Consider the following 17,073-nt stretch of genomic DNA (forward strand, 5'->3'; position numbering starts at 1 on the left):
TATACAAAACGTCCCGATTATTCGGGACGTTTTTTATTTTTAGTAAGTGGATAGTTTTTTAAAAGAAGTCATATCAGAGATCGAAAAAAAGGATGATAATGTAAGTAATCTTATTTTTATTCTTCCTAGTAAAAGAGCAGGACTTTTTCTCAAACGAGAATTATTAAAAAGGCATGTAGATAAAACATTTTTTGCTCCGATTATATTAAGTATAGAAGAATTTATTACTCAATTATCGGGATTACGCCAGATAGATACTATCCAAACATTATTTGATTTCTATGAAACCTATCTTACTACGCATACGCATCTCGATAAAGAAAATTTAGAAGTATTTAGTAGTTGGGCGCAAACACTCATACAAGACTTTAATGAAATCGATAGGTATTGTATAGATCAAAAAAGCTTTTTTTCTTATCTATCCAGTATTCAAGATTTAAACCATTGGTATCTTCAAAAGGAGAAAACAGAACTTATACAGAAATACATAAGTTTTTGGAACAACCTATATGATTATTACAACAATTTTAAAGATAAGCTTTTGAAAAAGAAAGTGGGTTATCAAGGTTTGTTGTATCGAAGAGCCTCAGAAAATATATCAGATTATATAAAACACACCAAACAAAAACATGTTTTAGTAGGTTTTAATGCGCTAAATAACGCCGAACAGATTATTTTTCAATCCCTGTTAGAAGCTAATATTGCAGATATATACTGGGATGCAGATTCGTTTTTTGTAGATAATAGATATCATGAAGCTTCCTTGTTTTTAAGAGATTATAAGAACAACTGGAACTATTACAAAGAACATCCTTTTAAATGGATACGAGATAATTTTTCATCGAATAAAGAGATAAATCTTATTGGTGTTCCTAAGAATGTGGGGCAAGCAAAGTTAGCAGGTAAAATATTAAACGGTATTCCCCAAAAGGACTTGGAAAAAACAGCATTGGTATTAGCAGATGAATCATTGTTGTTACCTGTACTTAATTCATTGCCAGATTCTATTGATTCATTAAATATTACCATGGGATTACCTTTGAAAGAGGTTCCTCTTTCATCTTTTTTTGAGTTATTATTTACCCTTCATAAAGCAACTCACCCTAAAGGCTTGTATTATAAACTAGTTTTGGAAGTATTAAATAATCAAGCTTCGCAGTGGTTATTAGGTAATGTAAGAAACCATCTTATTGGTAAAATTACCAAAGAGAATTTAGTATATATATCATTAGAAAAGCTTCAAGACGATATAGCTGAAGCTAAAAAAGAGCTTATAGAATTGCTTTTTTCTCCTTGGAAAAATGCACAAGACGCTATAGAAAATTGCAGAAAAATCATTCAACTATTGAAAGGGGATCTAGACAAGGAGCAAAATTCGATGGAACTTGAGTATGTCTATCATTTTCATCTTGTATTTAATAGATTACTGACACTTTGCAGCACATATCAATATGTAAATACCATAGCATCTTTATATTATTTGTATAAGGATGTTGTGAATTCAGACACACTGGATTTTAGAGGTGAGCCTTTTAGAGGGTTACAATTAATGGGGATGCTAGAATCACGATGTTTAGATTTTGAGACGGTAATTATCACTTCTGTTAATGAAGGTGTGTTACCAGCTGGGAAAAACATGAATTCTTTCATACCTTATGATCTTAAAAGGGCATACAATCTGCCAACATATAAGGAAAAAGATGCAATTTATACCTACCATTTTTATCGCTTAATTCAGAGAGCAAAAAAAGTATATCTCATTTATAATACCGAGGACGAAGGAGTTGGTGGAGGAGAAAAAAGTAGGTTTGTGTATCAATTAGAGATAGACAAGATTGATAATCATAATATATCCAATTATATAGCATCTTCCGAGATACCTAAACTACAAGCAGAACCAATTACTATAAAAAAAGACCAGACTATTCTTGCTAAAATAAAGGAATTAGCGCTTAATGGATTATCTCCCTCTGCTTTGACTACTTATATTAGGAATCCTATAGAATTTTATTATAAATATGTATTAGGAATTCAAGAAAGTGATCAGGTAGAAGAAACGATTGCGGCAAATACTTTGGGAACGGTAATACATAACACACTAGAAAATCTATATAAACCCTTAGAGAATAAACTAGTTTCTGTACAAGATATTACTGCAATGATAGCCCAGATTGATACAGAAATCAAATATCATTTTCGTAAAGAGTATTCGAAATTAGATATTACACAAGGTAAAAATTTGCTAATTTTTGAAGTAGCTAAGAGATATATCTATAATTTCTTAAAGTCTGAAGAGAAGTTATTAAAATCAGGATCAACATTAAAAATTATAGCAATTGAAAGTAACTTGAAAACTCAACTCAAGATTCCTGAGCTTGATTTTCCTGTTTTTATAAAAGGAAAAGTGGATCGCATCGACGAATTAGATGGAGAACTGAGAATTATAGATTATAAAACTGGAAAAGTTCAGAAAAGCGATGTAGTATTAATGGATTGGAACGTACTTACAGAAGATTATAAATATAGTAAGGCTGTGCAAGTATTGGCATATGCTTATATGCAATATAATGAGAATAGCGCATCAGAACCGTTTAAAGCAGGAATTATCTCATTCAAAAATCTTAAAGAAGGGTTTTTGAAATTTGGAACTAAAACATCAGTAAGAGGTAAAGTAGATTATGAAATTACATCCGAAGTATTTCAGGAATACTTACTCGAACTTAAAAAATTGATCTCAGAAATCTCTAATTTGGATCTTCCCTTTATAGAAAAAGAAATATGATAACAAAAGTAAAGAATCAGATAGTACAAGGAAAACATAACAAACCAATTCTTACAGATGTATTTTATGATGATACGAAAAAGGAACAAGCTGTAGTAATTTTTTGTCATGGCTATAAAGGCTTTAAAGATTGGGGAGCTTGGGATTTGGTTGCGGAGAATTTTGCGGAAGCAGGTTTTTTCTTTATAAAATTTAATTTTTCTCATAATGGCGGAACGACAGAAGAACCTATAGATTTTCCTGATCTAGATGCATTCGGAAAGAATAATTATCTGATCGAGTTAGATGATCTTTCCTCGGTGTTAGATTGGGTTGCCGCTTCAGATTCTTTATACAAAAAGTTTATCAATACTCAAAAAATCATTCTCATAGGGCATTCCAGAGCTGGTGGGATTACGGCAATCAAAGCTTCAGAAGATATAAGAGTTTCAAAATTAATTACTTGGGCTAGTGTTTCAGATTATGAAGGTAGGTTCCCAAAAGGAGAGGTATTTGACCGTTGGAAGAAAGAAGGAATATATTATATCGAGAATGGGAGAACGAAGCAAAAAATGCCACACGAATTTCAGTTTTATACCTCTTATGAAGAAAATAAAGAGAGACTTACTATCGCTAGGGCTGTAAAGAATATCAGAATCCCTCATTTGATTATTCATGGTACTGCCGATCCTACAGTTGATGTTCAAGAAGCAAAAGAAATACACACATGGAATCCAAAAAGTGAGTTGTTCTTGGTTAATGAGGCAGATCATGTTTTTGGAGCAAAACATCCTTGGAACCACCATAAAATGCCTAAAGATTTAACAATAATTACTGAAAAATCCATAGAATTTACTTCATTTTAACAGGAATTGAGGTTAAAAAATAAAATCTATTAAACTTTTTTTCGTTTATTTGCTGTCATGAAGTCAAATAAACACATAATTGCGTCCGTTTTTCTGGCACTTTTTTGTGTAATTCAGTTAGCAGAATTGCACATAATTGGTCATGAAGATACAGACTCTGAATGTGCATTGTGTTTGTTAACTTTAGATCAAGCAGAAGATGATTATGTTTTATTTTCTTCTGATATTGATATCCCAGAACCAACAGTTGTTTCTTTGGATATTGTTAAAACAAATTATGTAAACAGATATTTTGACTCTTATTTTGGATGCTTACCAACCAACAAAGCTCCTCCTGTTGCATAATACCTCTATGTCATAATATCCATTATATCTTGGATATTACCCTCTTGTATTGATAGCAAGTTTCAGTTTTATTTTTACCCATGAAAAGATACACATTAGTGTTAGTATCGATTTTAGGGACTCTTATTTCGAAAGCTCAGGATTGTACAATTAGTATTTCAGGAAGAGTAATCGATTTTCATGATGGTGTCCCCTTAAAAGATGCAACTATTACATTTAACGATCAAACCATTGTCACTGATAAAGAAGGAAATTATATAATTTCTGATCTATGTCCTGTTGCGTATGCTTTTACCATTTCGCATCCAAATTGTAATTCGCAAGTGATTACTCTAGACGTAGCTGAAGTAACTAAGAAAGATTTCTATTTAGAACATCATTTAGACGAATTGCAAGAAGTAAAAGTTTCTGGTAAAAAGCGTACCAAAACATCTTCTGCTCAAGAAGAGACAATAAGTAAGGATGTTATAGAGAAATATAGCAGTGCAGCCCTAGGAGATGCTCTTAAGGAAATTACAGGGGTTTCATCGCTTAATACTGGCTCTACTATTGTAAAACCAATTATACAAGGTTTAAGCGGAAGTAGAGTGCTAATAATGAATAATGGTGTTCGAATGCAAGATATGGAATGGGGAGATGAACATGCGCCCAATGTAGATATCAATACAGCAGGCAACCTTACTGTCGTTAAAGGAGCAGCAGCACTGCGCTATGGAGGAGATGCTATTGGAGGTGTTATTGTTATGGAGCCTAATAAAGTTCCTGCAAAAGATACATTAACAGGAAGAACAATCATTACAGGTGCTTCTAACGGAAGAGGAACAACGGTTTCCTCCGAAATTATAAAAGGATACAAATCAGGATGGTTTTTAAAGGCGCAAGGAACCCTAAAACGTTTTGGTGATGTAGAAGCTCCTGATTATGTTTTGTCTAATACAGGTATTTTTGAGAGAGGTGGATCTTTATCTTTTGGAAATAATAAATTTACTAATGGATGGGATGTGTATTATTCCTACTACCAAAATGAAATAGGCGTTCTGGCGGCATCTCATATTGGAAATGCAGATGATCTGATAGAATCAATAAATAGTGGACAACCTTCTGTGATAAACGATTTTACATATACCATTGATAATCCAAAACAAGACGTCACCCATCATTTGGGGAGACTGCGCTACTTTAAACGCTTCGAAAAGTTGGGCAAATGGACCACACAATATGATTTTCAGCATAACCAGCGTTTTGAGTTTGATATTAGACAAACGGAAGAATTAAGAAAAATACCTAGTTTAGATTTAGAACTTACTACACATACACTTACTTCTGATTTCGTATTGGATTCTAAATTTGATTACAATTTAGATTTTGGATTATTAGTACGTTATCAGGATAATTTTGCCGATCCCAGTACAAGAGCAAGGAGGTTAATTCCAGATTATGATAAATATGATGCGGGGTTATTCGTAACTGGGAAATACAACCTCAATGACAATATAACTGTCGATGCAGGGGTTAGATATGATTATAACCAAATAGACGCTAAAAAGTTTTATATAAAAACTAGATGGGAAGAGCGAGGTTATGACCAAGAGTTTAATGATCTTATCATTGCTGATGAAGGTACGCAATGGCTTACAAATCCTAAATTTGAATATCATAGCATTTCTGCAACAACAGGTTTTAATTATGTTTTTGGAGAAAGCTATGAACTAAGAGGTAATTATGCGTTGGCGCAAAGAGCTCCTAATCCTGCGGAGCTATTTAGTGATGGTTTGCATCATTCTGCTTCCAGAATAGAATTAGGAGATTTAAGAATAGAACAAGAGACTTCTCACAAAGTTTCATTTTCTTTTCAAAAGAGTGATGAAAATTGGGGTTGGGAAATAGCTCCATATGCTAATTTTATTAATGATTATATTGTTTTAGAGCCCACCGATGTAGAATTGTCGATTAGAGGAGCATTTCCAGTTTGGGAATATAGACAAACAAATGCTAGGTTATTAGGAATTGATGCTAAACTGAATAAAAAATGGTTTCCTAATTGGAAAACAAACCATAGTTTTTCTTTAGTAAAAGGAAGGGATATTGAAACAGAAATTCCTCTGATTAATATACCAGCGGCTAATGTAAGCAATTCACTAATTTTTCATAAAGAGAATTGGAATGACCTAGTAGTAAGTCTAGAAAGTGAATATACATTTAGACAAAATGAATTTCCAGATAATATCATGGTTTTTTCACCACAGGAACAGGAAGATGTGCTTCTCGAAATTAATACACCACCAGGTGATTATCATCTTTTGCATCTAAATGCAGATATGACAGTACCGTTTATTAAACAGAACAAATTAAATATTGGTGTTACCATAAATAATATTACAAATAATACATACAGAAACTATTTAAACCGTCAGCGCTTTTTCGCAGATGAAGTGGGGCGGAACTTTTTATTGAGATTAACTTTTAACTATTAAATTTTAAAATGATGAACACACGTAAATTTTTATCAATGTTAGCAATTGCAGGCTTATTCGCATCTTCATGTTCTGATGATGATGACAACCCTGTTGTAGTAAATGAAGAAGAAGTAATCACAACAATGAACGTTACTTTAACGGCGGGAACAGATGTTGTTACTTTAACCTCTGTTGACCTAGATGGTCCTGACGGACCTAATGCTCCAGTTGTAGAAGTATCAGGATCTTTAGCAGCTAATACTACGTATACAGGTGCGATAGAATTATTAAATGAAAGTGAAATGCCAGCTGAAGAAATTAACGAAGAAATAGAAGAAGAAGCAGATGAGCACCAATTCTTTTTTGAAGTAGCAGGTACTCTTAATGCTACAGCTGCAGCTACGGATACTGAAGCTGACTATCCACCATTAACAGGTACAAACCCTGTAGGATTAGCTTTTGAATTAGTTACTACAGATGCTAGTACAGGTAGTTTAACTATTACCTTACGTCATATGCCTACAAAGCCAAATGATGGAACTTTAGCAGATGCTGGTGGAGATACTGATATTGCTCAGTCTTTTGATCTTACTATCGAATAATAATTAGATACCATAATTATCAAAGCTATAACAGATTAGTTGAGTTTGTTGCAAAACAAACTGTTTATCAAGTCAAGGCTCTTGAGGAGTAGTTACCTCGAGGGTCTTGATTTATCTTATCAAAACACAATTAAAATTGAAACAGCATAAATCATAAGTATAAATAATAAAGTTGAGTTTGTGTATTTATTATTAGTACAGATTTGTTTCAATAAAAGACCCTTAGTATAACGTGTACTAAGGGTTATTTTTTTGAGGAATTTTTAACCATTCTAAGCAAGATTAGGCATAAACTTTGCTTAAATTTTATTAAAAAATTATTAAATTTTTGGGTTTGTAGGTAAAAAAAACTGAGAATATGGTAACAAAATGGCTGCAAAAGATACTAATATATAGTAAACGCTGATTTTTAGTGGTTTAATCTCAATAATTTTAAAGAGATATTATGGCATCGTTAAATGTGCATTACCACTTAAAATTTGCTCGAATATATAAAGATTTGATCTTATATTCGCGGCGTAAAAACCTAATCGAAAAAACAGCAAAATTGAAACAATCATAATTATTGTATAAGTTGAGTTTGTGTTAAATATTATAATTTAGTTTCAATTCAGACCCTTAGGAGTAGTTAACCTAGGGGTTGTTTTTTTATAATAACTTTTTCTTCATAAAGTGGTATTTTTAAGTTGACGTAATTGAAAACAAATTCATAATATATTTAATTACGTTTTTAGGAGATTCCCTTTTAGTATCTATACTCACAATTTTTCATTTTTTACGAAAACTTGTTAAGTAGTTTTCGTTCATAATTTAAGTCCCATAGCGGTAATATTTTAAGGATTTTAGATTTTTACAAACAACAAGTTTACCTGCAGATGTATTATATAGGATTTGATATTGGGAGTTCATCGATAAAAGCTGCTTTAGTTCATTCTACTACAGGCGAAAACATAGCCTCTATTCATGAACCAAAACGGGAAATGAACATTATCTCTGTCAATAGTAATTGGGCAGAGCAAGATCCTGATTATTGGTGGGAACAGGTATGTATTGCAAGCAAACGATTATTAAAAGAAAATTCAATTTCTTCAGAATTGGTTTTAGGTATTGGAATTTCCTATCAGATGCATGGACTTGTATTAGTGGATCATGATGGTAAGTTATTAAGAAATTCTATTATTTGGTGTGATAGTAGAGCCGTTGCTGTTGGTAATAAAGCTTTTGAAGACTTAGGGACTCAGAAATGCAAAGAGCATTTACTCAATTCTCCAGCAAATTTCACAGCCTCTAAATTGAAGTGGGTGCGAGATAACGAACCTGAGATCTATAAAAGCATCTACAAATTTATGTTGCCCGGAGATTATATAGCGTATAAGTTTTCGGATACTATTTGTACCACAATATCGGGCTTATCAGAAGGAATACTTTGGGATTATGTATCTCAAAAACCAGCCGAATGGCTTTTAGAGTATTATGATATTGATTCAGCTCTTATTCCAGATATTGTAGATACATTCTCTAATCAAGGTAGCGTTAGTATTAAAGGAGCTAAAGAAAGTGGATTTAAAGAAGGAACCCCTATATTTTATAGAGCGGGTGATCAACCCAATAATGCATTGTCCTTAAATGTTTTTAATCCAGGAGAAGTTGCCCTTACTGGAGGAACATCAGGCGTTATTTATGCCGTTGCAGATAAGCTACAAGGCAACGAGCCAGTTAAGTATAATAATTTTGCGCATGTAAATTATAAAACCGATAAGCCGGTAATAGGAAAATTATTATGCATCAATGGTGCTGGAATTCAATATAGATGGCTTAAGAATAACCTGCACTTAGAATCAGATTCCTATCAAACCATGAATGCACTGGCTGCAGAAGCTCCCGTGGGAGCCGATGGCTTGCAGTTGATACCTTTTGGTAATGGTGCCGAGCGAATGTTTGAAAATAATACTATTGGGACTCAATTGTGTAATATAAACCTTAATAAACATACCAAAGCACATATATGTAGAGCAGCATTAGAAGGGATAGCATTTTCCTTTGTATATGGTATGGAGATCCTAAAGAATGATGGAGCAGACATACGAGTGCTAAGAGCAGGAAATGATAACTTATTTAGATCAGAGATATTTTCTAATACCATAGCTACTTTAATCAATCAAGAAATAGAAATTTATAATACTACTGGTGCTATTGGAGCAGCAAGAGCTGTTGGAAGAACCCATAATACCAGTAATAGCTTTGAGAAAACAATTGCTAAAAATGATAAGGTAATGACTTTTCACCCACTTAAAAATAGTGAAGATTATCAATTAGCATATGAAAAATGGAAAAACGAACTTAATAGAATTTTAATTCATAAAAAATGATACTACTAGGAAACCAAGAATATTTTAAAGGGATTGATCAAATTAAATACGAAGGAAAAGAATCTGATAATCCTTTAGCATTTAAATATTATGATCCAGAAAAAGTTGTAGCTGGAAAAACATTAAGAGAACATTTTAAATTTGCGATTGCTTATTGGCATACCTTCTGCGGACAGGGATCGGATCCATTTGGCTGGGGAACTCAAAATTTTGGATGGGATGTGTCTTCAGATCCGATTCAGGCTGCAAAAGATAAGGCAGATGCCGCTTTCGAATTCATTAGCAAAATGGGTTTTGATTACTTTTGTTTTCATGATTTTGATCTTGTACAGGAAGCACCCACATTATTAGAATCGGAAAAGAGATTATCTACGATTGTAGAATATATCAAGGAGAAAAAGAAAGAATCTGGAATAAAACTACTTTGGGGTACGGCAAATTGCTTTTCGAATCCAAGATATATGAACGGTGCGGCTACCAATCCAGATTTTAAGGTGTTAGCACGAGCAGGTGCACAAGTAAAATTAGCCTTGGATGCAACCATAGCCCTAGACGGAGAAAATTACGTTTTTTGGGGAGGTAGAGAGGGTTATATGTCTTTATTAAATACAGACATGAAACGAGAATTAGATCATTTGGCACAGTTTTTAACAATGGCCAAGGATTATGCAAGATCTCAAGGTTTCAAAGGAACATTTTTTATAGAACCGAAACCAATGGAACCTACAAAACACCAATATGATTTTGATACAGCAACATCTATAGGGTTTTTAAAAGAACATGGATTGGATAAGGATTTTAAAATCAATATCGAAGTAAATCATGCAACGTTAGCGCAGCATACATTTCAGCATGAGATAGAAGTCGCTGCAAGTGCCGGTATGTTAGGAAGTATCGATGCCAATAGAGGAGATTATCAGAATGGATGGGATACAGATCAGTTCCCGAATAATATTTTGGAAGTTACCGAAGCAATGTTAGTTTTCTTGAAAGCAGGTGGATTGCAAGGTGGAGGAGTTAATTTTGATGCTAAAATCAGAAGAAACTCAACAGATATAGAAGATGTTTTCTTAGCGCATATTGGAGGAGCAGATATCTTTGCAAGAGCTCTAATAACAGCCGATAAAATCATTACATCATCGTCTTATGATAAATTAAGAAAAGATAGATATAGCTCTTTTGATGGAGGAAAAGGGAAAGAATTCGAAAGTGGAGCATTGCAATTAAATGATCTTTATAAGATAGCTTTGGATAATGGTGAAATTTCCTTAACAAGCGGAAAACAAGAATTATTCGAGAATATTATCAATCAATATATTTAATCAAAAACAATCGATTTCTATAATAGATGTAGATGATACAAAATACCTTATATACGTCGGATGATCCAGATTGCGTTTCGCTAGTGCTTGGTAATGCAAATGGAGCTAAATTAACAGTAACTAATTATGGAGCATCTGTAGTAAGTCTGGAGATTCCGAATAAAAAGGGTGATTTGATCAACGTAATTGCAGGATTAGATAATGTAGCAGATTATGAAGAGGTTTCTTATCATCCAAGTGCAAAGTTTCTAGGTGCCTCGATAGGGAGATATGCTGGTAGAATTAGAGAAGGTAGGATTAAAATAGACGATGAACAGTATGCATTATATGATCAAAATGAAGTTCATCTGCATGGTGGTTTAAAAGGGTTTGATAAAAAGTTTTGGAAGTTAGAAAGTACAGGAGATAATACCATTACCTTTTCTTATGATAGTAAACATCTAGAAGAAGGATATCCAGGAAATCTAAGGGTAAAAGTGATGTACCAATTATCTAATGATAATGAACTCATTATTTCCTATCATGCTACTACAGATAGAGATACTTTTGTTAATTTAACAAATCATGCATATTTTAATTTAGATGGATCAGGAAGTATCTTAGACCATTCTTTGCAACTAAGTTGTTCGGATTATTTAGAAGTTGACGCACTTCAATTACCAACAGGACAATTAAAATCGGTAATGGGAACTCCATATGATTTTTTGAAACCGAAGAGTTTACAAAGTTTGGAAAATTATGGACTCATTGATGACACTTTTGTTTTTAGTTCAACTAATAAAAAAGTGGATAATCAAGTTCCAAAAATTAGTTTAGTATCTGATAAAAGTGGGTTAAAAATGGAAGTAAGGACGAATCAACCTGCAGTAGTTATCTATACTCCAGAAAGTTTTCCTGATTGGAATTTCAAAAATCAATCGATATATGGTCGCTTCCCTGCGATTTGTTTTGAGTGCCAGAATTATCCCGATGCTCCAAACCACCATCATTTTCCATCTGCTTTGGTAAAAGCAAATGACAAATATGAGAATAGAACTATTTTTAAGTTTTTAGCAATACAAATTTAGGAGAGTTTTTATTGCTCAATGCTATAATTACATTCTTCTGGTAGATTCTCTTTCTATAAGATTTGTTTTAATGACCTTAGTAGTATGCGAAGTTTCTATATTTTCGTTTTCTATTTTATCAATTAATATTTTGGCTGCAGCTTCTCCAAGATACGTACTATGTTGACTAACTGTAGTAATAGAAGGTGTGACATGGCGAGGCAAAACACCGTTGGTAAATCCAATAATAGAAATATCTTCGGGTACTTTATATCCTTTGTATAGTACCATTTTAAGAGTACTAATAGCAGAATCTTCTTCTAGGCATAAGATTGCATCTACTTTTTTCGAGTCTAATAGTATTTTTAGCAATGTATCTACATCATTAAACTCATCAACTTTTAGAATATAGTCGTCATCAATAGGAATATCTGCTTCTAATAAGGCTCTTTTGTAACCGCTAAGTCTAAGTTTTCCAACACTAAGTTTATGAATGTTAGAAACAATTGCAATGTTTTTACAACCAGTTTTGATAAAATAATTTACAGCATTATAAGAACCTTCTTCATCATTAACTATAACTTTATCACATTCTATCTCATCAGTTACTCTATCAATCATTACAATAGGAATACCCTGATTTATGGCATTCTGAAAATGTTTAAAATCTTGTTTAATTTGAGTTTCTTCTGCAATAGATAAAATGAATCCATCCAAATCAGAGTTTTTTAGAAGCTCCATTACTGTCATTTCTTTTTCTAGGGATTCATTAGAAATACAAGTTATGAGGTTATATCCTTTTTGAGTGGCAATTTTTTCGATACCCACAAATACTTTGGTAAAGAAATGATTGAGCATATTAGGAATAATCACTCCTATTGTTTTGGTATTTCTTTGTTTGTCGTTGTTATAAAAGCTATTATTTGATTTATATTCTAACTCTTTTGCATATTCCTGAATCATAGATTTTGTTCTGGTGCTAATCTCATAGCTATCATTGAGAGCTTTTGAGACTGTAGCAATAGAAACGTTGAATTCTTTGGCAATATCTTTTAATGTAATTCTCTTTTTTTTCATGACGATAGTGAATACTTTTTACTTCTAATTTTTTAAAAACCAATAGGGACAAATGGCTAATAAAAATTCATGTAAACTTCCCTTTTTGTAAAATAATCTTAATAATTCGATCTACAATGATGCAATATTCGGATTGCAACAAAATTTGCACATATTGCTTCAAATATTTCAGAAGTCTTTTGATAAAGAGTTAAATACTTGTTAGTATTTTATTTTTTAGCAATGAACAAATGGAAAGGATTATTCTTACAAGAGAAAGATAGGTGTAATTCCAAATTACAAGAAACATTTATTTGATTTACAAGGGTTTATGTGTTTACGAAAAGTTTTCGTAGAATTTGCTATTAAACTATGCGAATTAACAACTATTCGATTATAGAGTTATAATTTTGAGCATTAACTAAATTTTTAACACAAATTCATTCATATTTATAATCATTCTGCGCAGATAATTAGATGTGGATTATTTTAACTAAAACGTATGTAATTATGAAAACTTATTTATGTATTTCTTCCTTGTTTTGTTTGTTTTTATTTTCTGGTTGTTCAGATGATTTAAATGCAGACAATCTTCCAGAAACTGCGGAACTAGAACAAAAGTCAATAGATAGTAACGGATATATTAGTGATAACCGAACAGATGGATATAACAAAGGTTATTTCTGGACGATTTATAAAGAAGGTGGTTGGGGTAGATTGCGTTTTCCCTATGCGAACCAGTATGGTGGTAATTTCGAAATTGAATATAAGGATAATCAAGATATTGTTGGAGGTAAAGGGTGGCGTACCGGTAATGGTAGAACTATAAATTATAATATAGGAACACTACAAGGATCATACAATTTCGTTGGTGTATATGGGTGGACACAAACGCCATTGATGGAATACTACGTGGTTGAAAAAGGGAGCATTCCTGGACAAAATCAGAACAGAAATTATAGAGTTAACGGTAAGAATTACAAATTCAAAAAACAATTAAGATCGAATGCTCCGTCTATATTGGGAACAAAAACATTCTACCAATATATTAGTGAACACGGAAATGCTCCAACAGGGTCTAATCAGAAAGTAAATATGCAAGCACATATTAACCATTGGAATCAGCATGGTGGTCATCAGGGTAATCTAAGAAATTTTGACTATCAAGTGTTTGGAATCGAATCGTATACAGGAGGTTGGGGAAGAATCAACGCCAGTATATGGTAGATTATATATAATTAGATTTAAAAACATAGGATCCATATTCTGTAGAGTATAGATCTTATGTTTTTTGTTTTAAACACATTAAGTAAAATAACAATAAGAATTCGTTTTTAATTCAGAATATGCAAAAGGGTTTTAGTTATTTTTTTCTCGGAATAATCTTCGTATTCCTTTCCTGTAACCAAGAAGATTTTAATAAAAATGATATAGATAATTTGGTATTCATAAAGGGTGGCTCTGTTAAGAATAACAAGTCAAATCTTTATAATAAAAATGTATTTGTAAAAGACTTTTATATAGGAGCACATGAAGTGACGCAAAAGGAATGGAAAGCAATTATGGGAACTAATCCATCCAAATTTAAAGGTGATAGTTTGCCTGTAGAAATGGTAAGTTGGTATGATTGTGTTGAGTTTTGTATCAAAAAAAGTGAGCAAAAAGGTTTGGTGCCATATTATAAAATCTACAAAGATTCTACAGATTCTTTTAATACTTCCCAATTTGATAGTATCAAGTGGTTAGTGAAAAGAAATCCAAAGGCAAATGGTTATCGTTTACCAAGCGAAATCGAATGGGAATATGTAGCGAGCGGCGGACAACAAAGTAAAAATTATATCTATAGCGGTAGCAATAAGATCGATGATATCGCTTGGTATTGGAGAAATAGTGGCGATACTATCTTAGACCAACAATGGAATTATATAATTATAGAAAAAAATAAATGTAGGACACATATAATCAATAATAAAGAACCAAATGAATTAGGTGTTTATGATATGACTGGAAATGTAAGAGAATGGTGTGATGATTGGTATGAAGATGAGCGGATACCAAGAGGATTATTTCGTGCCCAAAGAGGCGGTGGATGGATTGGTCTCGAAGTTTATTTTAAAAATAGTGATCGAGATTACTTCGAGGCTAGTGGCATCGGACCTGATCAAGGTTTTCGTATTTGCAGAAACAAAAGTTAGATTTTAAAAATGATAAAATTTGATTGTAAATAACTAATTAAAAAGATTGATTGACCATAAAAAGTATCCTAATTAGGGATTATGGAAAACTTCCTTATAATAGAAATCTGAGAAATAGTTTTTTAAACTATCATATATACATAGAATGCTTCATAATTTACAACATTCGCTTCAAATTTTCTACCTGTTTGCTACCCCAACAGATAGTTTTGACTTTAATAAAATTTTAAGTAAAAATTAGATGAATTGTTAAACTATGCTTTTTAAAATTAAAGATAGTGTAACACTTGTAAGATGTTTCCTTTTTGTTCAAAAGGAAATACAAAGCATTTGTCTACTTGTAAATTACTGAAATTAACAATCAACATTAAATTATATAATAACCAAAAACAATTTATGGAATCAGTTTTAGAACAATTGGATTGGGTGGTATTAGGAGTATACTTTTTAGCACTTATTGGAGTAGCTGTATGGGTGATATTACAAAGAAATAAGGATACTGCGGATTATTTTCTCGCAGGTCGAAATGTAGGTTGGTTTGTTATAGGAGCTTCTATTTTTGCATCTAATATAGGTTCTGAGCACGTTGTGGGATTAGCAGGTACTGGAGCCGAATCTGGTATGCCTATGGCACATTATGAATTGCATGCATGGATTGTATTATTACTAGGATGGTTGTTTTTGCCTTTCTACATGAGAAGCAAAGTATTTACAATGCCAGAATTTTTGGAGAAAAGATTTGATAGCAGATCGCGTTGGTTTCTATCTGTTTTTTCATTAGCGGGATATGTGATAACTAAGGTTTCTGTGACCATTTACGCAGGTGGTATAGTAGTGTCTGAGTTATTAGGGATTCCTTTTTGGTATGGTGCAATTGGTATTGTAGTTTTTACTGGAGCATATACCATTGTGGGAGGAATGAAAGCAGTAATTTATACAGAAACATTACAAACGGTTGTGTTGATAGCTGGTTCTATAATTATAACTTATTTAGGATTGCAAGAAGTCGGTGGATGGGAGAACCTAAAAGCAACAGCAGGATCTGATCATTTTAATATGTGGAGACCAATGTCTGATCCAGAATTTCCATGGACAGGATTGCTGTTTGGAGGAACAATAGTAGGTATTTGGTATTGGTGTACTGATCAGTATATAGTACAGCGTACCTTAGCCGCAAATAATATAAAAATTGGGAGACGTGGAGCAATTTTCGGAGCGTATCTTAAGATATTACCAATTTTTATTTTTCTAATACCAGGTATCATAGCTTTCGCTCTTGCTAAACAAGGAGTGTTGTCTTATGATAAAGCAGATGAGGTATTTCCTGTATTGGTAAAAACGTTATTGCCAACCGGTTTAAAAGGGCTCGTAGCAGGAGGTTTGATGGCGGCACTAATGAGTTCCTTAGCATCTGTTTTTAACTCTTGTTCCACGATATTTACTATTGATATTTATAAAAAATTAAAACCTCAAACCCCAGAAAAGGATTTGTTGAATATCGGAAGAGTTGCTACTGCTTTAGTTGTAGTATTGGGAATTATATGGATTCCGATTATGAATAAAATAGGAGGAGGAGTTTTATATCAATATTTACAAAGTGTACAGTCTTATATAGCTCCTCCAATAACAGCGGTATTTATTCTGGGGATTATATGGAAAAGGGTAAATTCGAAAGCGGCAATAGTAACTTTATTTTCTGGGCTCTTGGTTGCAGCACTAAGAATAACTGCAGAGATTGTGAAGGATGATTTGTCAGGTTTCGCTTATGAGTTTGCAACCATAAATTTTGCTCACATGGCAATCTTTATGTTTATTTTTTCGGTAATTGTATGTATCGGTACAAGTTTGGTAACTACAGCACCAGATTATGCTACCATTCGAGGTCTTGCTTTTGGAACCTTGTCATCAGAACAAAAGAATGAAACAAAAAATAGTTATACTGGAATTGACATTGCTTTATCTGTACTGCTAGTGGTAGTAGTTGTTTCTATATTAACATATTTTACAGGGTGATAATAAAGACTATTTGGGTATCAATTGAAGATAGCTTCTTTC

The 17,073-nt window shown here is 32.6% G+C and carries 12 protein-coding genes; 11 read left to right on the forward strand and 1 reads right to left on the reverse strand.

All coding sequences use genetic code 11. From position 1 onward, the window contains the following. Positions 1-46 precede the first annotated feature (46 nt). The 8 genes from Q1A73_RS21245 to Q1A73_RS21280 all read left to right on the forward strand — a co-directional run bounded on the left by Q1A73_RS21245 (position 47) and on the right by Q1A73_RS21280 (position 11,788). On the forward strand, positions 47-2,782 hold the full coding sequence (locus Q1A73_RS21245; protein ID WP_299609886.1) for a PD-(D/E)XK nuclease family protein: 2,736 nt from the start codon (positions 47-49) through the stop codon (positions 2,780-2,782). Then, complete coding sequence (locus Q1A73_RS21250; RefSeq protein WP_299609888.1) at positions 2,779-3,627, forward strand: alpha/beta hydrolase; 849 nt, start codon at positions 2,779-2,781, stop codon at positions 3,625-3,627. Before Q1A73_RS21245 ends, Q1A73_RS21250 begins: the two co-directional genes overlap by 4 nt. A 57-nt stretch (positions 3,628-3,684) precedes the next feature. Continuing rightward, entirely contained in the window at positions 3,685-3,972 is a 288-nt protein-coding gene (locus Q1A73_RS21255; protein WP_299609890.1) for a hypothetical protein, read from the forward strand. Positions 3,973-4,052: 80 nt separating this feature from the next. Then, on the forward strand, positions 4,053-6,446 hold the full coding sequence (locus Q1A73_RS21260; protein WP_299609892.1) for a TonB-dependent receptor: 2,394 nt from the start codon (positions 4,053-4,055) through the stop codon (positions 6,444-6,446). Between the two features lie 11 nt (positions 6,447-6,457). Next, a complete protein-coding gene (locus Q1A73_RS21265; protein WP_299609894.1) occupies positions 6,458-7,030 on the forward strand; it encodes a type 1 periplasmic binding fold superfamily protein in 573 nt (190 codons plus the stop codon). A gap of 875 nt (positions 7,031-7,905) precedes the next feature. Further along, positions 7,906-9,399, forward strand: a complete 1,494-nt coding sequence (locus Q1A73_RS21270) for an FGGY family carbohydrate kinase (RefSeq protein ID WP_299609896.1) — start codon at positions 7,906-7,908, stop codon at positions 9,397-9,399. Further along, positions 9,396-10,721, forward strand: coding sequence for a xylose isomerase (gene xylA, locus Q1A73_RS21275; protein ID WP_299609898.1), 1,326 nt, complete (start codon positions 9,396-9,398; stop codon positions 10,719-10,721). The genes Q1A73_RS21270 and xylA overlap by 4 nt, the downstream gene beginning before the upstream one ends. A 32-nt stretch (positions 10,722-10,753) precedes the next feature. Continuing rightward, a complete protein-coding gene (locus Q1A73_RS21280; RefSeq protein WP_299609900.1) occupies positions 10,754-11,788 on the forward strand; it encodes an aldose epimerase family protein in 1,035 nt (344 codons plus the stop codon). Positions 11,789-11,815: 27 nt separating this feature from the next. On the opposite strand, the gene Q1A73_RS21285 is transcribed toward Q1A73_RS21280, so the two are convergent. Next, complete coding sequence (locus tag Q1A73_RS21285; protein ID WP_299609902.1) at positions 11,816-12,844, reverse strand: LacI family DNA-binding transcriptional regulator; 1,029 nt, start codon at positions 12,842-12,844, stop codon at positions 11,816-11,818. A gap of 489 nt (positions 12,845-13,333) precedes the next feature. On the opposite strand from Q1A73_RS21285, the gene Q1A73_RS21290 reads away from it, so the two are divergent. From Q1A73_RS21290 to Q1A73_RS21300, 3 genes are all read left to right on the forward strand, one after another. Continuing rightward, positions 13,334-14,050, forward strand: a complete 717-nt coding sequence (locus tag Q1A73_RS21290; RefSeq protein ID WP_299609905.1) for a glycoside hydrolase family 11 protein — start codon at positions 13,334-13,336, stop codon at positions 14,048-14,050. A gap of 119 nt (positions 14,051-14,169) precedes the next feature. Next, positions 14,170-15,018 carry a formylglycine-generating enzyme family protein gene (locus Q1A73_RS21295; protein WP_299609907.1) on the forward strand — a complete coding sequence of 283 codons (849 nt, stop codon included), beginning with the start codon at positions 14,170-14,172 and terminating at the stop codon, positions 15,016-15,018. Between the two features lie 396 nt (positions 15,019-15,414). Then, positions 15,415-17,031, forward strand: a complete 1,617-nt coding sequence (locus tag Q1A73_RS21300) for a sodium:solute symporter (RefSeq protein ID WP_299609909.1) — start codon at positions 15,415-15,417, stop codon at positions 17,029-17,031. Positions 17,032-17,073: the final 42 nt, after the last annotated feature.

It is taken from the genome of uncultured Aquimarina sp., assembly GCF_947492115.1.
In the GTDB taxonomy this organism is placed as follows: domain Bacteria; phylum Bacteroidota; class Bacteroidia; order Flavobacteriales; family Flavobacteriaceae; genus Aquimarina.